This is a genomic window from Paenibacillus ferrarius (assembly GCF_002027705.1).
GTDB lineage: Bacteria > Bacillota > Bacilli > Paenibacillales > NBRC-103111 > Paenibacillus_E > Paenibacillus_E ferrarius.
Genome location: NZ_MBTG01000017.1, coordinates 73,268 through 97,652, shown reverse-complemented (window position 1 = coordinate 97,652; position 24,385 = coordinate 73,268). Strand labels below are relative to the sequence as shown.

Annotated in this window: 11 protein-coding genes and 1 pseudogene; all 12 read right to left on the bottom strand. The window is 49.8% G+C overall.

Translation table 11 applies throughout. The features are described 5' to 3' along the window. Positions 1-96: 96 nt before the first annotated feature. The 12 genes and pseudogenes from BC351_RS19530 to BC351_RS19475 all read right to left on the bottom strand — a co-directional run bounded on the left by BC351_RS19530 (position 97) and on the right by BC351_RS19475 (position 24,377). Positions 97-1,098: a hypothetical protein gene (locus tag BC351_RS19530; RefSeq protein ID WP_079414414.1), complete on the bottom strand. Its 1,002-nt coding sequence runs from the start codon at positions 1,096-1,098 to the stop codon at positions 97-99. 59 nt (positions 1,099-1,157) lie between these two features. Next, positions 1,158-1,485: pseudogene (locus tag BC351_RS43485) on the bottom strand (transposase); the annotation flags it as partial. Between the two features lie 285 nt (positions 1,486-1,770). Further along, entirely contained in the window at positions 1,771-2,493 is a 723-nt protein-coding gene (locus BC351_RS19520; RefSeq protein ID WP_079414412.1) for a 4'-phosphopantetheinyl transferase family protein, read from the bottom strand. Positions 2,494-2,530: 37 nt separating this feature from the next. After that, the gene (locus tag BC351_RS19515; RefSeq protein ID WP_079414411.1) at positions 2,531-3,550 is read right to left on the bottom strand and encodes a serine hydrolase domain-containing protein; all 1,020 of its coding nucleotides are present in this window, start codon (positions 3,548-3,550) and stop codon (positions 2,531-2,533) included. After that, positions 3,547-5,319, bottom strand: coding sequence for a ribosomal protection-like ABC-F family protein (gene abc-f, locus BC351_RS19510; RefSeq protein ID WP_244209094.1), 1,773 nt, complete (start codon positions 5,317-5,319; stop codon positions 3,547-3,549). Before abc-f ends, BC351_RS19515 begins: the two co-directional genes overlap by 4 nt. 59 nt (positions 5,320-5,378) lie before the next feature. Beyond that, positions 5,379-6,191 carry a class I SAM-dependent methyltransferase gene (locus tag BC351_RS19505; RefSeq protein ID WP_158082151.1) on the bottom strand — a complete coding sequence of 271 codons (813 nt, stop codon included), beginning with the start codon at positions 6,189-6,191 and terminating at the stop codon, positions 5,379-5,381. Positions 6,192-6,371: 180 nt separating this feature from the next. Continuing rightward, complete coding sequence (locus BC351_RS19500; RefSeq protein WP_079414408.1) at positions 6,372-6,626, bottom strand: phosphopantetheine-binding protein; 255 nt, start codon at positions 6,624-6,626, stop codon at positions 6,372-6,374. 132 nt (positions 6,627-6,758) lie between these two features. Further along, the gene (locus tag BC351_RS19495) at positions 6,759-11,234 is read right to left on the bottom strand and encodes a non-ribosomal peptide synthetase (RefSeq protein ID WP_079414407.1); all 4,476 of its coding nucleotides are present in this window, start codon (positions 11,232-11,234) and stop codon (positions 6,759-6,761) included. 27 nt (positions 11,235-11,261) lie between these two features. Next, positions 11,262-13,007, bottom strand: coding sequence for an ABC transporter ATP-binding protein (locus BC351_RS19490; protein ID WP_158082150.1), 1,746 nt, complete (start codon positions 13,005-13,007; stop codon positions 11,262-11,264). Then, complete coding sequence (locus BC351_RS19485) at positions 13,000-14,775, bottom strand: ABC transporter ATP-binding protein (protein ID WP_079414405.1); 1,776 nt, start codon at positions 14,773-14,775, stop codon at positions 13,000-13,002. The genes BC351_RS19490 and BC351_RS19485 overlap by 8 nt, the downstream gene beginning before the upstream one ends. Next, positions 14,759-20,725 (bottom strand): type I polyketide synthase, encoded by a 5,967-nt coding sequence (locus BC351_RS19480; RefSeq protein WP_079414404.1) that lies wholly within the window; start codon positions 20,723-20,725, stop codon positions 14,759-14,761. Before BC351_RS19480 ends, BC351_RS19485 begins: the two co-directional genes overlap by 17 nt. Then, a complete protein-coding gene (locus BC351_RS19475) occupies positions 20,718-24,377 on the bottom strand; it encodes a non-ribosomal peptide synthetase (protein WP_079414403.1) in 3,660 nt (1,219 codons plus the stop codon). The genes BC351_RS19480 and BC351_RS19475 overlap by 8 nt, the downstream gene beginning before the upstream one ends. Positions 24,378-24,385 lie beyond the last annotated feature (8 nt).

Here is a 24,385-nt window from a genome sequence, read left to right as displayed (position 1 = left end):
TTTTTCATTGACAGTCTCTCGACTTTTTCAGGTACAACTAAATAGATCATTTCCCTCGCCTGCTACTTGAACTTATAAGTTTTTTAAAATCAACATTCATCTTAACAATACCAACAATTCATTAAGTGTCTCTTTTTCGCTATTCTCCAAAGCGGTTAAAAACTGTAATGCTTGTAACAACAGCCGTTTATTGGTTGAAAATGTATATTTAATTAACAAATTTCTTATTATTAATGAATGGTTAACCAAGTAATTAATATTTTTTGAAATATCTTCTTTTAAATAATTATGTTCGTTCATATAAACAACTCGGTTTAACATAAGATATTTATGAAAATAAAGGGACTGGAAGGGCCTCATGTCTACCCATATTGAGGTACTCTCATATAAACATTCTATATAATTGTGTAGATCTTTATAAACATTTACACCAAAACTCTTAATACCAAAATTACCATTAATTGTTTGAGTCATTTCTGGATTTAAATAGTTTTCAATCTGGTTTAAGTTTTTTTGTAAATTGATTTCCGGTTGCAAGAAAATCTGAATAAGTGAGGAGACTTTGCTCATAGTAAAATTAAATTGAACACCTTTGTTATACTTTATCAAAATAATATCCTTTTCATATTGTTCGAGGTTTTTTGTGGCATTAACTATCTCATCATACCCTCCAGTAAAAAATTTATATTGACCACTAATGAAGTCTGCAAGGTGAAAGCATTTTTCATTATCATCATAGCCAAAAACGAACAATTCATGTGTATTCTGATTATTACAAGCTTGAATATAAGATTGATCTACCGTTAAAAAGTAAAAATAAATATCATTATCGAGGATTTCTATAATTTTTTGGACAATATTTTCTGAAAAATCTTTAGCATGAAGCCTTTTTATTGTCAAAAACGGAGAATTAAATAACTCATTCATTCCTACTCGTACATCATACTTAGTAGTATCTTTGGTATTGATTAGTTGTATAAAATTTGAGTGCAACCATGCAGAATGCTCGTCATAAAAATTTAATATTGAGAGGATATTTGCTTCATAAGGAAAACTTACAGGACTAGGGTATTTCATTGGTAAGATTTTTTTTTTCACAAAGAGACCTCCTAATTAAATTATTTGATTATCCAACTATATAAGTTGAACTAAAGACGCTACATTTTGATACAAAGTCGATCGATAATCATTATAGGATCGTTCAAAATGTTATCCATAAAAGTCACATTTTTACGGATTTCAGCAGTCGTATGATAGAACACATTGTTGATTAATTGATTACATCGGACTTCAACCACTTCCAGAGCCCTTCCACAATATTAAGCTCTGAATAGTAAGGAGAGAGGAAGACGGGTCAAGCCGTTTTTTATGTTCGGCGAGTAAGTTATCAAGTAGCGTGGCATGATGAATTCGTGCGTTATCCAGAATCATAACGATTTTGCCTTTCGGATAAGCATCGATAACCTGCTGAAGAAGGGATAGGAATGCTCCAACGTTTATATTGTTCATCTTCCTTCCAAATGATTTGCCTTCTCCGGCGTTGCAAGAAGTATTATTCGTAGGCACGATCGGATATCACCTGCAAATCCATATCCTTACCGGCTCTTCCCATCCCCACACCATCAGCAGGACTTCAGCTCTTTCTTGTTTAGCTTCCGTCAGTTGATTTCCGATCTCATCGGTGTCGTTCTATATAGATAGCACTGGAAAAAAACCTTGTAGCTTCAAAGGATCATCCGCTACGAGGTTTCTTCTTTTGTGCAATCGTTATCAAAAAAGACTGATGAATTCTACACGTCCAGCCAAGAGTTCTGCAAGTTGTACTTCACGCACTACATACGTTTGAGATTGTTCTGAAAGCAGCCTGGTTACGACTGTGATCATATAACCCGTCATGGGCACAAACGTATAGAAGTAAAATTCGTCGTCATGCGCCCGTTCTTCGTCGAAAGGGATTGTGAACGAGAGCGGCGGCAGGGAGAAGCCTTTCCCGACTGCCTTCATAACAGCTTCCTTACGAGTCCAAAGCTTGTAGAAAGCGTGCAACTTTGCATTCTTGTCTCGTTGAGCATTCACCCATTCGATTTCGTCCGGCACATAAACGTGCTTCATAACTTCGAAGCGGTCGTCAAGAGTCTTCTCTACGTCGATCCCCATCTCGTCATTGGCGGACAAAGCACATACGACCATCTCATCGGTATGTGAGAGGTTGAAGTATAACGGTTTTGGCGAATTTTTCAGAAATAATTTCCCGTATTCGTTTTTGCTGAAAGAGATATTACCAGGTTGCACATGTAAGAACTGCCCCAAAGCCATTTTGGCGAGACATCTCCCGACCAAAAATTCAATCTTTTTAAAGTCGACTTTGTAACGAGAATAGGTGGCACGCTCCTCTGCATCCAACAGGTCCAAGCGATCCTGAATCTCTGTCGACAACAGACCATTTGGGATTTTCACCCAGTAGATAAGCATCTTCGGTCGGACTGTAACCATCTCCCTATCAAAACCTGACGATCCACATTGAACGGCGTTACCGTTGCAGGCCGGACATGTCTTGCTGATATCGTTGGTAACGAGTCTTAGGCAGCAGGTCTAGTGTTTGCTTGGCACCGTCGGGCACATCGCCGATCATCTGTACGAGCCAATTCCAGACTACTTCTGCGATCACCGATTGTCCGTGATCGCTGTTCGTCAACACCACCAGTGCTTTTTGAAGCTTCGGCAGGAAACCGATCCATGTCCGAAACCCTCGATTGTGCCCACTATGCCAAACGAGACGTGAGCTTTTCGGCAACGTCAGGATGTGGTATCCAAGTCCGTAGGGAATTGGACGTTCTACACGGTTGTGCATCAGAGCGACCATATCTGGCTGCAAAACACCGCCGCCACCGTTCAGGTTCGCCTGAGCGAAACGGATCAGGTCGTCAAGCGTCGTGTACAATCCTGCCGCTGCCTGTTGCGCATGCCAGAGGACCGGCACTTGTTGCCCCAGATAGTCGTGCCCTCGTACAGCGTCGTCCACCAATTGATCGGCACCCAAGTTGAACGAGCTGTGTTTCATCCCGAGCGGTTCGAGGATCTCTTCATACATGTAGTCAGCAAAGCTTCTTCCCGAAACTTTCTCGATCAGTATTTGCAGGAGACTGTATCCAGCATTGGTGTACCAGAATTCGCCCACAGGATGTGCGGATCGAACATCGGTCAATAGGTCACCGCCTCCTTCATGGGGACGAATGCCGAGATCGTGGACAGTTGCCAGCCCCCCCGTGTGTGAGAGCAGATGCCGAACCGTGAGATCCTCGTACACGGTATCTTCGAGATAAAGACGACCCGTTTCCACGAGCTTCATCACCCCCCACGCTGTCACTGGCTTGGACAAGGAAGCCGCTTGAAAAAGGGTTGTGGAACGCACCGATGCATCGCCTTTTTGACGAAGTAAGCCGAAGGTGTGCCGTTCGACATCCGTTTCTGTTTCCAGGACGGCCATGGCAGCCCCTGGCGTATCAGAGTCCTCAAGGGCATTCACGCATGCGCGAGATAACATGTTCATTTTAGGAGCTCCCGTTTTTGGCGGATCAAATCTTTGAATTCATTGTCGAGTTCGTTATAGGCAGGGGAGCCAACCGTGTGCTTGTTGAGTTCGCCGAGCACGAAGGTCAAGCGAGTTTCGATGACAAGCAGTTGTTCCCCCTCTGCCCGACTTTTTTTCGAGAGCACCTTCTCATCCGATCCATTTCCTTCACTCAATTGGCGATTCATGTATTCGCTAAAGGTACCCAGTACCTTTTTGAACTTTCCGTTTTCAAACACCAACAGTTGGTCACACAACTTCTCCAACATATAGCGATCATGGGAAACGATCAACATCGTGCCGTTGTAATCGGCGAGAGTATCCTCCAATTGCTCGCGGCTTTGCAGGTCAAGGTGGTTGGTCGGCTCGTCGAGGATCAAGAAGTTGTGTTCCATTAAGATCATGCGGCCAATCTTAAAACGGGTGCGTTCCCCTAAACTCCACTTCTCGATCTTGCGAGAGAGCTTTGCCTCGTCAAATCCCATGTTGTGCATGAGGATGCGCGCCTTGGTTTGAATCTCGCCTCGGAAATGTGAGATCAGATTCAGACCCGTCGATTCTTCCGGCAAGTCACTTACATCCTGCGAGAGATAGACAACCTCAACCGTCGGGCTGATCCACAAGTCCCCTTCTGTCCAGCGTTCTTGGTCGAGCAACATCCGGATCAGGGTGGTTTTTCCACAACCATTCGGACCGATCAATCCGATGCGATTTCCGCGCTGGATGGCAAACTCCGTGTTCCGGAACAGCCAGCGGTCCCCGTAGTTTTTCCCGAGCCCCTTCGCTTCAGCGAGACGCTTGCCTCGCTTGGAAGCACTACCAAAGTCGAATGAAACTTTTTGTTCTTGCTTTGGCTTTTCTACGCCCTCCGTTTCCATGCGTTCTAGACGTTTGATCTTGTTCTTCACCTGTTTGTCAAGTTTCTTGACCTTGGCACGCTCATGTTCACGCAAACCGATTTGGCGATTCTCGGAAAGAGTGCCTTGTTTACCCGCCAGTCTGTGTCCAGCCGCCGTCCAGGTTTTAAGTTGGGCTATTTCCTCTTGGACTTTTTCACTTTGTTTCTTTTGTGTCTGATAGAGGTGCAATTGAGATTGGTACTGACGTTCCTTCTCCTCGCGATAGAACATATAGTTGCCCGCATACGACTTGAGTTTACCGTCATCGAGTTCGATAATCCGATTAACCGTTTTGTCGAGGAAGTAACGGTCGTGCGAGATCACCAAGATCGTGCCCGAGAACTTTCCCATCTCTTTCGTCAGCCACTCGACCCCTTGAAAATCAAGATGGTTGGTCGGCTCGTCTAGAATCAGGATATCTGGCTGACTAATCCATATTTTAGCCAGAGCCAGTTTGGTACGCTCTCCGCCACTCAAACCGTCAAAACGATCCTCCTGCCACTCCTTTATTTTGTTGAGACCGATAAAGCTTGTCACTTCAAGGAACTCATCTACCTTTTCAGCCTTATAGCCATCGAGCAACATCGACTGAAAACTATTTGCCGTATAGGAGCAAGATTGTAGCAGGTAGCCAATCTTGAGATCCTGTTTCATCTGCATGATGCTGCCTTCGTCTGACTGAAGATTACCGAACAGGATGTTGGCAAGTGTAGTCTTACCTGCCCCGTTAGCCCCAACTAATCCGATGCGCTCTCGTGCTCCGATCTCCAAGGATACATCCGATAGGATCGTGCGCTCTCCGAAACTTTTATTAAGGTTACGAATTCTAAGGATTGTCAATGGTACCATCCTTTCCTTAAAAGTGGCACTGGGTGTTACGGAAAAGTTCCGCACACCAATCTACCGTCTTACTTTTTAATTGCATTGATGACGCAAAACTGCTGCACGCCAGTCTTCATATCATTGTAAATTCCAGACCCCGGCAAGGAAAGCGAATCTTTCATGCCTTCCATGAAACCTTGGTCCATTTTCCCGTACGCCGAGTAGTGATTTTCGGCAACTTCATCGCAGGACGAGAGGATGTTCTCTGTAATGTCTTGGTTGCGCAAGATCTCAAAGCCCAGCGAGATCAGGTATTGCTCGTACTCTGTCCATTTATCAGTTGGCAACATGTCACCGTACAGGAAGTGACCTCCTGTCTTCAACACGCGGTACACACCATCATAAAACTTATGAATGTTCGGATAACCGTGCGAAGATTCGCAGTTGAACACCGCATCGAATGTTTCGCCTTCGAACGGAAGGTTCTCCGCATCGCCGACGAGGAAGAACATGTTGTCGCCTTTATGACGAACATGGTCGAACTGTACAGATGCTTCGGTGAGGTCGAGGCCCACGCAGGTATGCGCTTTGTAGTGCTTGTTAATACCAGCCAAGTTGCCACCGCGTCCACAACCAACGTCAAGAACTTTCTTGTCCTTAAGATCGACTTGTCCCACGATCTCGAACAGGAGCTTCAGCGGGTTTTTGTTCAGCATGGAATCGTCTACTTCAAATTGAGCGAATTGCTCATTGTCTGTCACTTTGTAACCCCAGTTCAGGAATGTAACAAAGCGGGTCATGTTGCTGACTTCAAGCGACTCAGCAACCGTTGTGAAGTGCTTTTTGATGTCTTCCTTATCGTCATGACGAACTTCGTCGAGAATGGTCACGCCATTCATGTCGATGGACTCCTCCATCAACATGATCGGTACTTCGGTACGTACGATGTATTTGAGACCGCATGGCTCACAGGTCAAGTTTTCTCCTTCAGTCGTAAGCTTTATTTGGCATTTTGGACAAGCCAACAGGTGGAAGTGATTCGTTTTCAGCAATATTCGTCCCTCGTTTCCTAGTCGCGTTTATTCAATGCGTTTTTCTACGTAATTCACAATATCTTGCAGCTTTTGGAAGACTTTATAGTTCAAGTCCTCATCTTCGAATTCGAAATCGAAATGATTTTCGATCGCGACGATCAACTTGATGAAGCTCACTGAGCTGAGACCAATGCTGGTCAGGGAATCTTCGAGCTGAAGTTGATCGATTTGCCCACCTAACTCCAGTTCGCGTTTCAAAATTTCTTTGAGTTGATCTGCGATAGCGATTGCGTTTGTCATGATGAATACCTCCTATATATAAAAAGTTACAATGTTTACGTCTAAACGACTATATCAATCTCAATTATACAATTTCTACCTTTTTAAGGTAAGGGGATTTTTGGAAAAAAGTCAAAAATAAAAAACTCTCTCTTAATCAAACAAATTATCCAGCTCATCGTCACTTAATGAAATCGTATCAAAGTCGCTCGCATCAAACGTCGCTCCCTCTTGTCCACAACAGAAGCGGATGACCTTGCGCAACTGATCGGCGAAGCGATCCATGAACGATTCGATAGTCGCTTGATGGAAGCGTTGACGGCTGTACGTAACGGTAATGGTTAGACACTTGTCCTGAACAAACGCAAGCAGGTCCAGTAACGCAGTCGTATGATTGGTCGGGCATATGTCCGATCCATGCTCTTCGCTTGCGAATGTGAACGGCAGACCACGCAGTTGGTTGTCGATCTCGCCCAGATAATTGAAGCGCACTCCTCGTTGCAAACGAACCGGCAGTCGTTTCGCCATGTAGATGAGTGCGCCGTATCCCGCTCCCTTCAGCGGAACGTTACGCAGCTCGGTTTTGACGGTTCGGATCTGTTGTTCCCAATCACTTGGGTGCACAGGAATGGCGACAGGGAACATGGTCGTGAACCAGCCTACCGTTCGAGCCACATCAAGCCCCTCGACGACTGGGTCACGGCCATGCCCTTCCAGTTCGAGTCGAACAAGGTCTCGATTACTGTGTGTGTGAATCGCTCGCACAAGCGCGGCGACCAGCAAATCCTGTGCCTGTGTTTGGAATCCTTCGTGAGCCCGAACCTGCAAAGCCTCCGTCTCCTCTGGAGTAAAGGTGCGGGTGATCGTCTCGCAATCAGCCAACGAATTCCCTCCGTCCATTTCTGGGGAGCAAACGAATTCGTCTGCTTCCGCTCCCTCCTTGGCGATCCACATCTCTTCTTCTTCGGGCGCGGCCGTTTCGCTGTATGTCATCAACGCTTCAGCCCATTGCTGCAACGAGTGTGTTTTCATTGGCAGGCGGTTGTGTCCATCTAGCAAAGTGGCGAGGTCTTCCAGCAAAATCTGCCAAGAGACGGCATCCACAACAAGATGATGCGCCGTAAGGAGCAGGCGTTGCCCTTGAGAGCCAAGGTCGAGCAAGGCGGCACGCAGGAGTGGCCCTTCCGTCAAGCGGATCGAAGCTTTACATGCCTGTGCAACTTCACGGAGTTTGTCGTAAAGCTCCAGAGACCTGAGAGCGGACAGATCGTGGGTTTCCAGAAGCAACTCCTCCGGTATTTCCCGTTCCAGATATGTTAGCGCTTGTATCTCTTCGTCATAGAACAAACGCAGCGAATCGTGATGTTGGATCAGTTGTTTGATCGACTGTCGGAGTTTTTCTGGCGTCAGATGGCGCTTTAGCTCCAACAGGACCGATTGGTTCCAGTGATGTGGGTTTAAGAATTCTTGCGAGAAGAACCAAGACATAATCGGCGTCGGAGTCAGCGTACCGCTTGCAGGCGTCTGCGGGTACAGCGCGTGTGAACTGTTTGTAGCGACAATCGCCAATTCACGGATCACCGGATACGCAAGTACATCCTTCGTTTGTATCTGGATGTTGGCTTGGCGGAGTTTATTGACGACTTGAATCGCCTTTACAGAATCTCCACCCAACTGATAAAAGTTATCGGTCGCCGTCACCGATTCAATCCCTAAGACGTCACGTATCGCTTGGACTACGACCGCTTCGACTGTCTCATCCAGCAGTGCGGACAGTTCATCGTTGATGGCCGTTTCGATTGGATCAGGCAATGCAGAGCGGTCGATCTTGCCGTTCACAGTCAGTGGCAGATGTTCGAGAAGCACGAAGTACGTCGGCACCATATAACCAGGCAGAGCCTCTGTTAGATGCTGGCGTAACTCAAATGCACTCACAACCTCCTCGCCCGTAACCAAAAAGGCGACTAGATGCTTCGTCCCGTTTGCATCGGTGTAATCCAAAACGACGGCATCAGAAACAGATCTGTGTTGCAGCAAACGGTGCTCGATCTCACCCAGTTCGATGCGGTAGCCGCTAATTTTCACTTGATGGTCCAGTCGCCCCAGATAGGTGATCTGACCAGACTTCGTACGAATCGCGAGGTCTCCCGTCTTGTAGAAACGACGCTCTGGAAAAAATGGATTTGGCAGGAAACGTTCCGCTGTCAGTTCTGGTCGGTTCAGATAACCGCGTGCCACACCGTCACCCGAAATGTACATTTCTCCCGCCGTTCCCGTCGGAACTGGTTGTCCATCGCTGTCTAGCAAATAGATCTGCGTGTTGGAGATCGGGAGGCCGATTGGCACCGAAGCCCCTGTGTCCAGAGTTGGGTCGTAGCGATGAATCATGCAACCGACAACCGTTTCTGTCGGACCGTATTCGTTAAAGACCGTTACGTTTCCGCCAGAGTTCTTGACAATCTCACGAGCCACTTCCGTTTTCAGGTCTTCCCCACCAATAATCCATCGGCGAACCGAACCTTCGAGGGAGTCCCGCCCTCTAAGCAAAGCAAGATGCGAAGGTGTGGCTTTGACCACGGTTACCCGCCGCTCTTGCAAAATACGATCAAGAATGAATTCCCCACCGTTTTCGGCATAAATCACCACTTCACGACCTGCAACAAGCGGTGGGAAGATCGACGTCACGGTCAAGTCAAACGACAGGGACGAGTACAAGGCGATCACATCATCTTCGTCTGGCAGATAAGTTGCTTGCGCCCACCAGACGTAGTTCACAAGACCTCGATGCTCGATCATTGCTCCCTTAGGGAGACCGGTTGATCCAGAGGTATAGATAACATAGGCCGTATCGGAAAGTTCGTTCACCAACTCCGGATTGGTCGTCTCCTCCGCAAGAGGTGTGCTCAGTTCAAGAAGTTTTCCCGTGTAGGAAACTCCCGATGCAAAAGAACGATCCGTAAGAACTACATGTACTCCGCTGTCATCCAAAATATGCTGGATACGGTTGGCTGGATAGCTTGGGTCGATTGGCACATAGGTCCCGCCCGCTTTGAGAATCCCGAGCAGCGCGACCAACATCTCAATAGAATGCCCGAGATGGACGCCGACCAGGCTGTTGCGAGTCACGCCTTGTCTACGCAGATGATGCGCGAGACGATTCGCCTTCGCATTGAGTTCCGCGTAGGTCAGCGAATGAACATCAAAGGAAACCGCCTTTTTGTTTGGCATTCGGGCTGCGTGCTCTTCGATGAGTTGGTGCACGGGACGTTTCGGATAATCAGCTTCCGTAGCATTGCGTTCATGTATTTCCCGAGAGTACTCCGAATCCGTGAGAAGAAAAATACTGCCAATTCGAGCGTCGCCATTCTCCGTGACCACTGCAATCAAATGACAAAGGCGATCATAGAGCACCTCGATGTCCTCATCGGCATACTCGTCCGTTTTGTAGTCAAACTGCAATTCCAATTCCCCAAGCCATTCCTTGATCACGACTTGCATCGAATAGTACTGGTTTCCGCTGTAGTACTCGTCATGCATGAGTTCCCCTTCCGAAAACTCATGATCCATAAGCGTGTTGTAGTAGTTAACCGAAAGCTGAAACAGCCCATCAGAACCCTGCTTCGACAACTCCAAGTCTTGAACAAGCAGATCATAAGGATAACGTTGGTGAAAATAGGAACGAATGAGTTCATCCCCCACTCGCTTCATCAAGACCCAAAGGCTCTCTTCTGGATCGACTTGTATTCGGATCGGCATGGTACTCGTAAACATGCCAAAGATATTCTTTTCTTTGACTCCGGATCGATTCACAACCGGCGTTCCGATGATCAGATCATCCTGTTGTGTGCTCTTGTGCAGATGGAGGAACAGCAGGGAGACAAAAAACGTATTCAGCGAAAATTTGTGCTCTTCTGTCCAGTTCCGTACCCGTTCAGCCATCTCCCGGCTCAGGTGAAATCGTTTTCGGCGCCCCATGGCAAAGGATGATTTTTTTTGCAAAGAAGCTTCCGGGAGGTCGGTAAATATCTCTCGCCAGAACAGGCGGTCTTTCTCGAAACGATTGGATTGCAAATACTGCTGTTCTTTGGCGACGTAGTCGAGATAGCTAGGCTTCTCTTCTACACCGACTGTTTCACCGGCAGAAAGTCGACTGTAGACGTTCGCGATCTGTTCGCTAAGCAAACGTATCGACCAACCGTCAGCAATCAGGTGATGAAACTTCAAATAATAAGCGTGTTCCCCAGCGCGAACGGTTACCAGCGCGAAATCGAGCAACGGATGTTCATAGAGCAGGAACGGTTTTTGAAACTCCTCCTGCACCCAAGCATCTGCCGCGATGTGCGGGTCGGATGCATCTGAAAAATCGAAGCGTTGCAACGATTTTCTTGCATAAGGTTGCACGTACTGCTGTGCTTCGTCCCCCTCCAGACGGAGATGGAGGCGCATTCCTTCGTGGTTCTCAATGAAGCGTTGAATGGCCTCCTCCAGCAAGTCCAGATTGACGTTTCCGTAGATGCGAATCAGTCCGCCGATATTGTTCAGGGAAGTGTTCGGGTACAGGTTCTCGATGTACCAAATGCGCTTCTGGGCATGAGTCAGCGGGTAATAGGTCTGTGTGGCGCATACCATAAGGGCATGTCTCTCCCTCCGTTATCGTTACGTCAAAGATTCAGCGAACTGCATGTTGTGTAAACGGTTGTAGACACCTTCTTGCTTCAGCAATTCTTGATGGGTGCCTTTTTCAACGATCTTGCCATTCTCGACGACAAAGATGACGTCGGCGTGCTCAATCGTCTTCAGGCGGTGAGCAATGGCGACGGTGGTGCGGCCCTTCATCAGGGTCTGGAGTGCTTCTTGGATGAGTTGTTCCGAAGCGCTATCAAGCGCGGAGGTCGCCTCGTCAAGCAACAAGATCGGTGCGTCGCGCAAAAAGGCACGGGCGATGGCTATACGCTGACGTTGTCCACCCGAGAGACGAATGCCGCGCTCTCCGACACGCGTTGCGTAGCCCTCAGACATGTCCGAGATAAATTCGTGAGCATTCGCAAGTTTCGCCACACGCACAACGTCGTCATGGGTGGCACCTAGACGCCCCTGGGCAATATTTTCTTCGATCGTGCCTTCAAACAGGAATGCCTCCTGCGGTACGTACGCGATCTGGTCGCGCAACTCTTCCAACTTATACGCAGAAAGTGGGCGTCCGTTGATCGACAGGTTTCCACCTGTTGGTTCATAGAACCCGAGCAACAGCTTGATCACCGTCGATTTACCGCTACCGGATGGACCGACAAGCGCGGCCATTTGATCTGGGTGGATGTCGAACGTGAGCCCTTGCAATGCTTTTTTTCGACCGTCGTACGAGAAATCGAGTCCTCGCAACGCAATCGCTTCGTCTCCGTCACCAGTGCCAGGAATGTTGTAGCGTTCTGGTTCTGATTCTGCATCGAGGATGTCGTAGATGCGCTTCGAACCAGCCAGCGAGCCTTGCAGATTGGTGAAGAAGTTACCGAAGTTCAAGAAGAGGAACGCAACGCCGTTTTGCAACGTGACGATACCCATAACCGTACCGAAGTCGATCTGTCCACTCGCAGCCATGAAAGACCCGACGACGAAGACACCGATCAAGCTGAAGATACTGAGCAGGTAGTTGATACCCTTGAGTTGACTGTCCAATCGAATCTTCTCAATGTTATGGGCTACGATTGCTTCGTTCTTTTGCCCAAAGCGCTCCAGCACAAAACCAGAGATCTTGAACACTTTCAGCAGACGGAATCCACCTACCATGTCCACCCATTGCACAGTCATGTCAGACATCGTTGCTTGCACTTTGTCGCCGATTTCACGAAGTGGTCCTGCGTATTTTGTGGTGACATACGCGGAGGCAATACCCAGTACAACCATCAGCATCGAGAGTCTCCAGTCGAGTACGAACATCGCGATTGTCGAACCCGTCCCGTAGATGAACGCTTCAACGAGCAGATACAGGTAGTAACGATAAGCCTGTTCTACGCTGTTTACGTCGTTGGTAATGGTGGAGATGAGGTCTCCGCTGTGACGCTTCTCCAAGTATGAAACTGGGAGTTCTTGAATTTTCTTAAACAGACGAAGTTTCAGATGAGTCAGAGCACGATGAACGGCCAAGTCAAACAGATACATGGCGAGCGGACTGGTAATACAAGCGAGCGCCAAGACGACACAGGTGAGTACAATGGCCGAGGTGAGCAATTCTTTGTCACCGCTAATGGCACCATTCAATAATCGTTCATTGATAAAGGCCAAGAGAATCATGTGTGCTGAGTAGATGCCCGCAATCAGGAACAGAGTGATCAAATAGTTCCAGAGTTGACGTTGCATCAGCGACATCATACGGAAGAATTCTGGGAAGTTCCAGTTTTTAAACATGCTCCAAATCCTCCTCATTCGCTAGATTCTCGTTGGATTGTCTCAGGTAGTAATGGCGGTAGAGTCCGTCTTGCTCCATCAATTCTTGGTGTGTACCACGTTCAGCGATATGCCCTTGATCAAGCATGAGAATCTCGTCTGCCATCTTAATTGTGGAGAGGCGGTGGGCGATGACCAGCGTCGCATGATCCTTCGTAAATACCTCAAGCGCTTGCTGGACTTGGGCTTCGGACTCGGTATCAAGTGCGGAAGTCGCTTCGTCGAGCAGAAGAATTGGTGCTTTTTTCAAAGCAGCCCGCGCAATGGAGATACGCTGTTTCTGACCACCCGAGAGCACCGTACCGCGCTCGCCGACTTGAGTTTGAAACCCTTCTGGGAGATCCTGAATAAAGGAGTAGGCTCCTGCGATTTTCGAAGCCTCCACAATTTGATTAAAGTCCGCATCTCGGTTACCCAAACGGATGTTGTCCTCAATCGTACCTGGGAACAAGAACGTGTCTTGTGAAACGACAGCAAACTGGTCACGCAAGGCTTTCAGATTCCAATCTTTTAAGTCGTGGCCATGAACGCGAATCGCGCCCTTTTGCGGCTCATGGAAACTGAGCAACAAGTTCAAGATGGTGGATTTACCACTGCCGGACGAACCGACGAGGGCAACTGTTTGGCCTTTGGTCAATGTGAAAGAGACGCCAGAGATGATGTTCTTGTCCTTTTCATAGCCGAACGTAACATCCTCAACCAGCACCAGACCTTTTTCTACTGGGGTAAAGGCACGACCATCCGTACGCTCAATCGGTGCTTCCAGCATGTCGGTGATCCGTCCAACAGCACCCGCGACCGAACGAGCGTTGGCTACCAGGTCAGGAATCTGAACGGTTTGAATGACAAGCATACGCAACATTTGCAAGAAGGCTACCAATACCCCGGCTCCTAACAAGCCACTAACAGCCAGATAACCGCCGTAGATCGTACAAAGTACAACTGGCAATTCATACATCATAACGACCGACGGACGCATCAGCGATTCTTGCTTGGCAATCTTGAAGCCATTGCGCATCGCTTTGTAATAGAAACCTTCCACTTTTGCATACATCGGTTTTTGCAAATTAAATGCCTTGGTGATGGTATTGCCCGCAATGGCTTCTTGCGCGACAGAGTTCGCTTCTGCAAGCGCCCCGTAGTAGTTCGAAGACTGCTCATCAATCGGCTTTGAGATCAGGTTGGCAATATACATCATGATTGGTGTTGCCGCAAAGCTCACCAAGGTCAATTTCCAGTTCAAGCTTCCCAAATAGATGAGGGCGGACACAACGATGATCGGCGAATAAATCAGGTTGGTAAAGCGTTCGGAGATAAACGATTCAATGGCGCTCGCGTCATTGGTTACACGCGAGACGAGGTCACCCGAGCGTTCGCTTTCGACATCAGACATCGGAAGTTCGCTCAATCGTGCGGCGAGGGCGTTACGCATATCCCCCACTGCTTTTGTCCCAAATCGACCGGTCGCATACGTGAGAAAATAATTGGCACCTAAACCTGCCAATACCATGACCACAACGAGAACGACGATCATGGCGATTCGTTGTGTTTCACTTGCCAAAGCATTGTCAATCATTTGCTTGATCAGGTAGACGCCAGCGAGGTCGCATATCGCAGCGATAACGGAGGCGGTCAAGGCCGTGATCACCCCCCCCTTATAAGGGCGGATGAACCGATATAAGCCACTGATTGTTTTTCGTAAGGTAGAACTCTTACTGTTTTGAATCATGAATCGGATCGACTCCTTTCAAAATAGGTGTTAGACGATCATGCTTGACTAGGAAGTGCCGCATCCGTTCAAGAAGGCTATGAATCTGTTGCTCTTCGTATCTTGCTTCGTCATACGTGAGTGCCAGAATAAAACGCTCACCTGGCTGAGCATACATTCGCAATGGGACGTTCAATTGACCAACGGACAGCAGATCAGCAAAGGTGATATCTCCGCCCGACAACTCCTGTGAAATGTCCACTGGATAGTTCAGATATACAAGCATTCGCTCATAGATCGCTTGTTGCAGCACGTTGTAAGGCACGCCTGTCCATTTGGCGATCTGGTGCGGACTGACATACTCGTATTTCGTCATCTCTACCAGTTGTTTTTGTAGGCGTTTGAACTGTTGAGTCGGGTCGCCTCCGCTTTCGAGTTGGACACGCACAGGCAAGGAATTCGTAAACAATCCGACCATCGCGTCGATTCCTTCGAGATTGGCCGTACGTCCTGAGGTAATCAGACTGACCAGCACATCGTCAGTGCCGGACTGCTCAGCTTGGCAGAGCGCCCAAGCTCCGATGGCGATCGTGCTAAGGTTCAGACCAAGTTCCTTCGCTCGAAGGTTCAGCTGACGAGTCTCCTCTTCTGTGAGCAAGAGTTCACACTTTGCCGGAACGACAGTTTGCTGCGTCTGCTGCTCTGCGGCAGCAAGTTCCTCGGGTGTCGGTATGTATCTACTGAAAGATCGTTTCCAGTAGTCGCTCGCGAATTCCGAATCTTGTTCATGAAGCCAACGGATGTACGAGGAGAAAAGTGGTGCGGGAGGTAAGTGGAGATGTCCCTCTCTACTATCAGCCTTCACCTTTGATTGATAATAATTTAGCACTTCTTTAAAGACTAATGAAATAGCCCACCCGTCAAAAAGTGAGTTTTGGAAACTCCAGACGAAGCGATAAGCACTGTTATCGACCTTTATCAGATGAATTCGCATGAGTGGGAAATCACTCACTTTAAATCCTCTCTTACATTCCAAGTCCACAAACTCCTCATAGGCCGAGGCTTGTTCTTCCGGCTTGCGATCCGTCCAATCATGTTCTGTCCACGGCAGTTCCGCGTATCCATACACCAACTGAACAGGGTACTCAACACGACGCCAACGGAACGTGGTACGCAAAATGGAATGACGGTTCATCACCCATTCCCATGCCTCACGGAACTGGTCGATGCGCAATGCTCCATCGATCCGGCAGGCGAACACGCCCGTGTCCAAACCAGTGCCTGCAGAGAACAGGTTGTGCGTCAAGATCACTTGTTGCATCGGAGTCAGCGGATAAATTCCTCGAATGTTGGTATCTCCGCTAACCAGACGTTCAATTGTGCTTTCCTCAAATGTGAGCAGCGATGTGTCGAGCGCGTTTTCCGCGCACTCAGATTCCATGGTCGTTTCAATCGCATGACCCTGTTGCTGATAGTCTCCCGCTTCCTTGATGCGCTCTGAGACACCAGCCAGAGATGGAGATTCAAAGAAGCCTGCAATCGGGAGTCGCACACCGAACTCTTTTTGAATTTTCGAGATCACAATGATCGCCTTCAGCGAATCGCCGCCAAGTTCCAGAAAATCATCCAGTCGTCCGATCCGATCCAAGCCGAAGAATTGCTGCCAAAGGTGAGACAATCGTTGCTCAACCTCATCAGCCGGAGCCACGTACTCTGTGCCCAACTCTGGGCGGACGTGCACATTTGCTGCAATCGTCACACTTTCTTGCAAGATATCGTCCGAGAGTTCTCCCTTAGGCACTTGAAGCTGTGGCGTTTCAATGGTGACAGCGATCTGAGCGACCGTGGTTTCAAGCAGCTTCGCGAACGCCTCCTGACCTTCTACGCGGGTAATGCCTCCCTCGAGTTCTTCACCCGTCAATTGGTGATGCAACTCTTCGACGTATCGTGCAATCCCGACGTTACGCCAGCGATCCCAGTTTACGGAGAGTGTCACGCTATTCTCACGAGCGGTCTTATAATGCGCAAAGGCGTCGAGGAAAGCGTTGGCACCACTGTAGGCGACTTGTCCGAATCCACCTTGGACAGAGGCCATCGAGGAGCAGAGCAGGAAAAAGTCCAGTTTCATTCCACGCAACACTTCATCCAGCAACAGGGTACCTCGGATTTTCGGAGCGAGGATGTTGTCGGTATTTTCAACGGTCCTCCGTTGGATCATCGCACCATCAGCAAGACCGGCGGCGTGAATGACACCATGCAGGGTCGTGAAGCGGCTTCGGACTTGCTCGATCGCAGTTTGGAGTTGTGCTCTGTCCGTCAGATCGGCTTGCAGAACGAGCACTTCACTCCCCTTCTCCTTCAATTGTCGCAGGGCTTCTTGTTTTTCAACGCTTGGAGCCGTACGCCCGATCAAGACGAGTTTGACAGGAGCAGCGCTCGCCAGTTCCTCTGCGAAGGCTAAGCCAATGTCACCCAATCCACCGGTGATCAGGTAGACACCATTTTCTCGCACAGGGGGCAAAGACGTTGTGCCTTTTTCCACGTGTACCTCTTCAAAAGTCTGTACCAGACGGTGTCCCCCGCGATAGGCAACGATTGGGTCCGTGCCTTCAGACCTCACTTCATCGAGAAGTTGACGAATCTGCTTCGCTTCCTGTACTTGCTTTTCAGGCACACGAAGATCGATGGATGTACAGGTTATATTCGGGTATTCAAGTGGAATTACCTTGACAGGACCCAGCAAAGCTGCTTTTTCCGGATCGCAGAGATCATCGCCTTGCACGTCTTGCATGAAGCTGCTGATCACTGACAGGGTGATCGGCGTTTCTACGCGATGCTTGCCAAGCGCTTGTGTCAAGTAGAGCAAACTGTAGAAGCCACGTGCCAGCAGACCTTCCATTCGGCTGACACTCGGTTCGACCTCAACTGATCGATCATAGTTCCAGAGGTGCACAATGCGGTTCGGGAGCAGACCGTCTGCTTGCAAGTCCGCGACCAACTGCTCATACTGGGCACTTTGCTCTGGGTTGAGAGTGAACGTATCCGATTCACGTTGGAACGTTTCTCCCACACGAATGCGCACGACTTGATGACCTTCCGCTCTCAGGGCTGTGATCAGGCGATCCCCCAACGCCAGTCCATCTTCGAACAACCACCACGTAGCCGGTGACGTATCAACTGTGCCCTGCAGGGAGCGTTTCCAAGATGGGATGTGATAGCGGACTGGCTTTTTGCCTGTCTCCACTGTCGCTGCAACCTCTCCGCTTAGGCCCATGCGTGTGGCTTGGAACACTTGCATCGGATGAGGAACGTTTGCCGGGAAGTGACGTTGCTCAAATGGGTAGGTTGGGAGTGCGATACGAATCCGTTTTTCCCCATTGTAGAACGCTGTCCAATTCACCTTGACACCGTGCGCCCAGAGTCCCGCAAGTTTGTGCAGGAAGTAGTAGTGATCCGACACATCTCGCGATGGAATCCGTACGAGATCGAAGACATGTTGCGTCGATTCTGGCTTGAGGAAGCGGCGAGTCAACACGGACAGGTCACGACCTGGACCTACCTCGATAAACAGCGCGTTCGGCTGTTTCAACAATTCCTCCACGCTATCGGCAAACCGTACTGTGTCGCGCATATGACGTACCCAATACTCGACCGAAGTCGCTTCCCCAACAGTGATCCACCCGCCGCTGATGTCTGAAATATAAGGCAATTGCGGTTTGTGGAAGGTTACGCTGCGCACGACTTTTTCGAACTCTCCCAGAATGCCGTCCATCAACAGGGAATGTCCAGCCAATGGAGAGTTGACGCGCATACACAGCATGCGGTGGTTTTTCATCTTCGTTTCAAACGCCTCAATCGCCTGAGTCGAACCGGCGACAATACAGGAATTTCCGTTGACCACCGCCAGCGACACATCTGGAGTCAACAACGGTTGTACTTCCTGCTCCGTCATTGGCACGCTCAACATCGAACCCGCTGGCACAGATTGCATCAGTTTCCCGCGCGCGACGATCAGTTTGAGCGCGTCGTCCAACGAGAAGACGTCTGCGAGGCAGGCTGCCACGTATTCCCCAAAGCTATACCCGACCATCGCCGATGGCTGCAATCCCCAGTGCATCAGCAACTTGGCGAGGCTGTATTCGAAGGCGAAAATCAACGGCTGCGCATACTGCGTCTGGCTGAGTTGACTTTTCGAAACTTCCACTTCCTCAGCCCCTGGATAGAGAATGTGGGCGAGGTTTTCACCCTTCAGCGCTTGCAACTTGTTCAAACACTCATTGAGCTGATCTCGGAAAAACGGTTCGTGTTCGTACAACTCGCGTGCCATCTGCACATACTGCGATCCTTGACCTGGGAACAAGAAGTACACGGGACGCTGATCTTGAGCAACCGCCAAATGGGCGCGGGCGCGTTGTTCGCTCGGATTAACCAGCAATTCCAACTCGCGCACAGCTTCTTCCACAGACGATACGACCAAGGCACGACGGTGTTTCATCTCCCGGCGCCCCACTTTCAGCGTGTAGGCGACATCCGCAAGCGAGACCTGCGGGTTCTGTTTGAAAAAGTTCAGCAGGTTCTCCGTTTGCTTCTCCAACACACTCGGTGTCATCGCAGACAGCATCAGGATCTGCTGTGAACGTTGAGCAGGAGCACTCTCGACTTGTGGTGCTTCTTCCAAGAGTACATGCACGTTCGTCCCGCCGATGCCAAACGAACTGACCCCAGCCCGCAACGGTGCACTCTCCTCTTTCCACTCGTTCAACTTCGCGTTTACCACAAACGTACCTTTCGCGAGGTCTGTGCCTGGATTCGGCTTTTCAAAATGCAGGCTCGGTGGCAGCTGACCATGTTGCAGCGACAGCACCGTTTTAATAAAACCTGCCACCCCAGCGGCGGCATCTAGATGTCCAAAGTTAGACTTAACCGAACCGATTTTGATATCAACACGTGCTTTCGTTCCGAACGCAGCCTTTAACGCTTCCAGTTCGATCGGATCGCCCATCACAGTTCCCGTACCGTGTGCTTCAATGTAGGAGATCGTCTCCGGTTCAACGCGAGCAATGCGATGCGAAGCGCGGATGACTTCTGCCTGCCCCTCGATACTTGGGGCGGTATACCCCACCTTGCGAACACCATCATTGTTCGAAGCCGAACCTTTGATCACCGCGTAGATCGTGTCTCCGTCAGCCAGTGCCGCCTTCAATGGCTTCAGCACAACAACGCCCGCGCCCTCACCAGGGACCGACCCTTGAGCCGATGCGTCAAACGGACGGCAATGTCCATCTGGAGACAAAATCATACCTTCCGTGTACAGATATCCATCCTTCTGTGGCGTGCTAATGGAGACTCCGCCCGCCAACGCGATACGACACTCCCCTGTAAGCAGCGCCCGAGATGCCATGTGAATGGCCGCAAGCGATGTCGAACAAGCCGTGTTCACCGAAACGCTTGGCCCCTGCAAATTGAGTTTGTAGGAGACTCGCGTATTCAGATAGTCGCGGTTGGCCAACTGTCCGACCGCAAATTGCTCAGTGTCCGACTCCATGCTGTTCAGCGAAGCCGCTACCTGCCAGAAGACGTTCGGGGAAGCGCCTGCGTAGAGACCGATCGATCCCTGCAAGTCTGGATTATATCCGGCATGCTCAATCGCTTCCCAAGCGGCTTCATGAAAAATGCGAATCTGTGGATCCAAAAGGGCGGCTTCGCGTGGCGAGTATTCGAAAAATTGATTATCGAACCAATCCGCGCGTTCGAGAACCCCCTTGGCGGGGACGTAATCGGGGTGTTTAACCAATGCCTCGTCTACGCCCGCCGCGAGCAGTTCTTCTACAGAGAAAAATGTGATCGATTCAACTCCGTCTTTCAAGTTGTTCCAAAACCCTGCCAAGTCAGAAGCGCCAGGAAAACGGCAAGCCATGCCGATAACTGCGATCTCAAGACCTGTGCGAGCGGGTTCGACCTTCTTAGTCATTGAACACCTCCCCAAACAAACTCAAGGAATCATCCAAGATTTCCAACTGTTCATCCGGCAGTTCCTGTACCTCGATACTTTCTTCCGAGGGCAGATACTCCGCAAGCGAATGGATCGTCGGGTAATTGTACATCGTGACGACTGGAATCGATTTGGAGAACATCTCATTGACTCGGATGTTTACTTGCACCATGTTGTATGAATCGCCGCCCAAATCGAAGAAGCGATCGTTAAAGCCGATTTTCTCCTCATCTATGCTCAGTACGGAGGCCCAGATCTTCCGGATTTCCAATTCCACATCGTTGGAAGGAGTGAGATACTCGACATTTGCTGTACCTGTCACGACTGGGAGCGGCAGTGCCATGGTGTCCACTTTGCCGTTGGCTGTCAGTGGCAGGCTTGGCAGTTGCACGAAGTAGGTTGGCACCATGTACGTTGGCAACTCTTCTGCCAACGCCTCGCGGAGCCAGTCTGCTTCGAGTTCATCTTTGGCGACAACGTACGCACAGAGTTTTTCCCGCCTACTGTCGTCACGGATTGGCACGACAACGACATCGTCGATCTTCGGTGCTTGGAAATACCCGATATACTTCAGTACACGCTCAACATGGTTGACGTCACCTTTGTAGGTGATTTCCTGCATGCCTTCTTCGCGGGAAATGATGCCAAATCGGATATCCCAAGACGATGGGGCTGCATAGTTGTGGTAGCCCTCATTCATCAGATGGACGTAGATGCCGATATCGTTGATTCGGCAGTTGGACGAGCAGAATCCAGTGTCCTTCGGTGGCACCCAGCCTTGTTCATACAGATACTCACGAATCTGGTGAGTCGGTGTGTTGTCATAACGAAAGAAGTCCACGAAATGCAACGATTCCACAAAACCGCCATCCAAATCCACGTCGAGCGTCTTGGAGAAGATGTTGACTCGGGTATGGAAGCCCTTGCGGAACAGCAGCAGTTTCTCTTCGATCTCCTGCTCGTCAAAGATGCCAAGTTGGAACAGTCCCCACAGACGCATGTCAAAAATTTGACCGCGCGACAAGCCAGAAATGATCACTTTGCACCCGGTTTCTTCTGCGAGTTGAGCCCCAAGTCCGTTGATCGCATTCCAACAGCCGTTACAAACGTTGCTAAACGTCTTCAACGACTTCACGAAGACCGATTTCATCTGATCCGCCGTCAGGACGCGGTGATCGACACCGAGTTGCTTTGTGATGTTTTTGATGTTGGTAAAGGCCCCTTCGGAAATAAAGCCGTTGTCGAACGTGAACGTGAGCACCTTGTATCCCATGTTCACCAACCGGTACAGGACATACGTGGAGTCCTTGCCGCCCGAGAAGAGTAACAGAACATCATAGTCGGTGCCTTTGTTTACATCGACGAGTTCTCGGAAGTCGTCCATCGTCTTGAAATACTTTTCCGTATGCGGTTGGTACGTTGCATAATCACGGCAAACGGAGCAGACACCATGCTCGTCAAACGTGATCTTTGGATAGTTAGAAGGCAACACGCAACGTGAGCAATAGGTCACCCCTTCTGGGTGTGCCTGTTGCGTAATATCGTGAAACACCGAGTCTTTAGGTGTGTACTTTTCATGCAGATGCAGAAGTTGGGTCTCAATTTCACCGAGTTCAATGCGATAGCCGTTGATTTTGACTTGGTTGTCTGCACGCCCCAGATATTCGAGTTGCCCAGACGGCAAGAACTTGGCGAGGTCGCCCGACTTGTAGACACGACCTTGAGGCAGGGTGACAAAGCGTTCCGAAGTCAATTCAGGACGGTTGAGGTAGCCACGCGCCACTCCGTCGCCACCGATGAAGATCTCGCCAACCACGCCGACTGGCACGGAGTTTCGATCCGCATCGAGCACGAAAATGTCCGTGTTGTCAGCCGGAACCCCAATCGGCACCGAATCACGAGTATCCGAAGACTCGTCAAAGCGGTGAATCATGCAACCGACGACCGTTTCGGTCGGACCGTATTCGTTGTAAATTTCCACGTTCCCGCCAAAGGCCGCGATCAATTCGCGTGCGAGTTCGGCTTTCAGGTCTTCCCCGCCCACAACCAATCTCTTGACGGAGGAGTTCGACCAATCACGGTGCTTAATCAACTTCAAGTGAGCAGGTGTAGCCTTCACAACACCGACACGATCTTCTTCCAAGACTCGCTCCAAGAGCCTTTCTTTGTGTTCCTCTTGGTAAACGATCGCGGCATTGCCGGTCAGGAGCGGCGTGAAGATCGAGGTCACAGTCAGGTCAAAGGCGATGGAAGTGAACAGTGGGAAATCAGCCTTTTCCCCTTGAACGTAGTGTTTCGCTGCAAACGTCAAGTAATTGACCGCACCCTTGTTCTCGATCAACACCCCTTTGGGTTTGCCCGTCGTACCCGAAGTATAAATGACGTACGCGAGGTTGGATGGTCCCGCGACTGGTGCAAGGTTGGTCTCGTCGTGGTCTGCGTACACATCGAGGTCATCGATCAGCAACAGACGCTCCGACTCGACTGCCTCAAACAGTTCTGCTTGTGTTGCCAGCAAATGTTGCTGTGTCAAGATGACGACCGCTTGGCTATCTTCGAGCAAGAATTTTTTGCGCTCAACTGGGTTGTCTGGATCGATCGGCACATAAGCACCGCCTGCTTTCAACACAGCCAGCATGCCAACGATGGTGTCGGCGGAGTTTTCAACGAGCAATGCGACGAGCGAGTCAGCACTGACACCGCGGCTTTGCAACACGCGGGCAAGACGGTTGGCTTTGGCATTCAATTCTTGGTAGGTCAGCGAGACATTTCCCGCCGCCACTGCAAGATTTGCAGGGTTGTTTTCCACTTGTTGCTCGAAGAGTTGAGCAACTGTCTTGTCTGCCGGATACTCGGTTGTCGTTGCGTTGTAAGCAACCACCAGAGCCTCCTCTTCCGATTGACTCAACAACGAAAGAGTGGTGAAGTCTGCGTTGATATCGCCGAGCACTTTTTCCAGCAATGTGATGAAGTGGCTGACGATACATTCGACACTTTCCTCATGATAACGGCTGTTGTTGTACTCCACCGTTGCCTCTACAACGTCGTTGCGGTGCGTAAACACGAAATTCAGCGCAGCCGGCAAACGATCGAGATGTTGCGGCGACTGGATGTTTTCCATCACCAGGGAGACCTCATACAAATGCGGGCGATTCAATTTCGTGAGCAGGACTTCCATCGGATATTCCTGATGCTCGACAGCTTCGAGCATCGTCGAGCGCACCTGCAGGAGCAGATCGCGGAACGAGTTCCCAGCTTCCATTCGTGTTCGCAGCGGCAAGACTGTGTTCAAGAACTGACCGTCCGTCTCAGGACGGTAGATCGGAGTGCCGACAACGAGGTCCCGCTCGCCGGTGTACTTCGCGAGCAACAAATTCAAGGCTGCGGTCAAAATGATATGCAACGTGTGGTCAGAACCTTTGGAAAGCACCGAGACCTTTTCGTACAGCGATCCGGTCAGCTCAAAACGCAGACCTGCTGTAGTATGATCTCCGTTCCGGAAAGCGCTATGGTCGGTTGGGAAAGCCGCAGCTGCGACTTCCCCTGACATTTTTTCGAGCCAATACGGTTCTTCACGAGTGCGTTGGTTGGCAGCCAACACGAGTTCACCGGACAAAACCTGGTCGGACATGTGGTTTT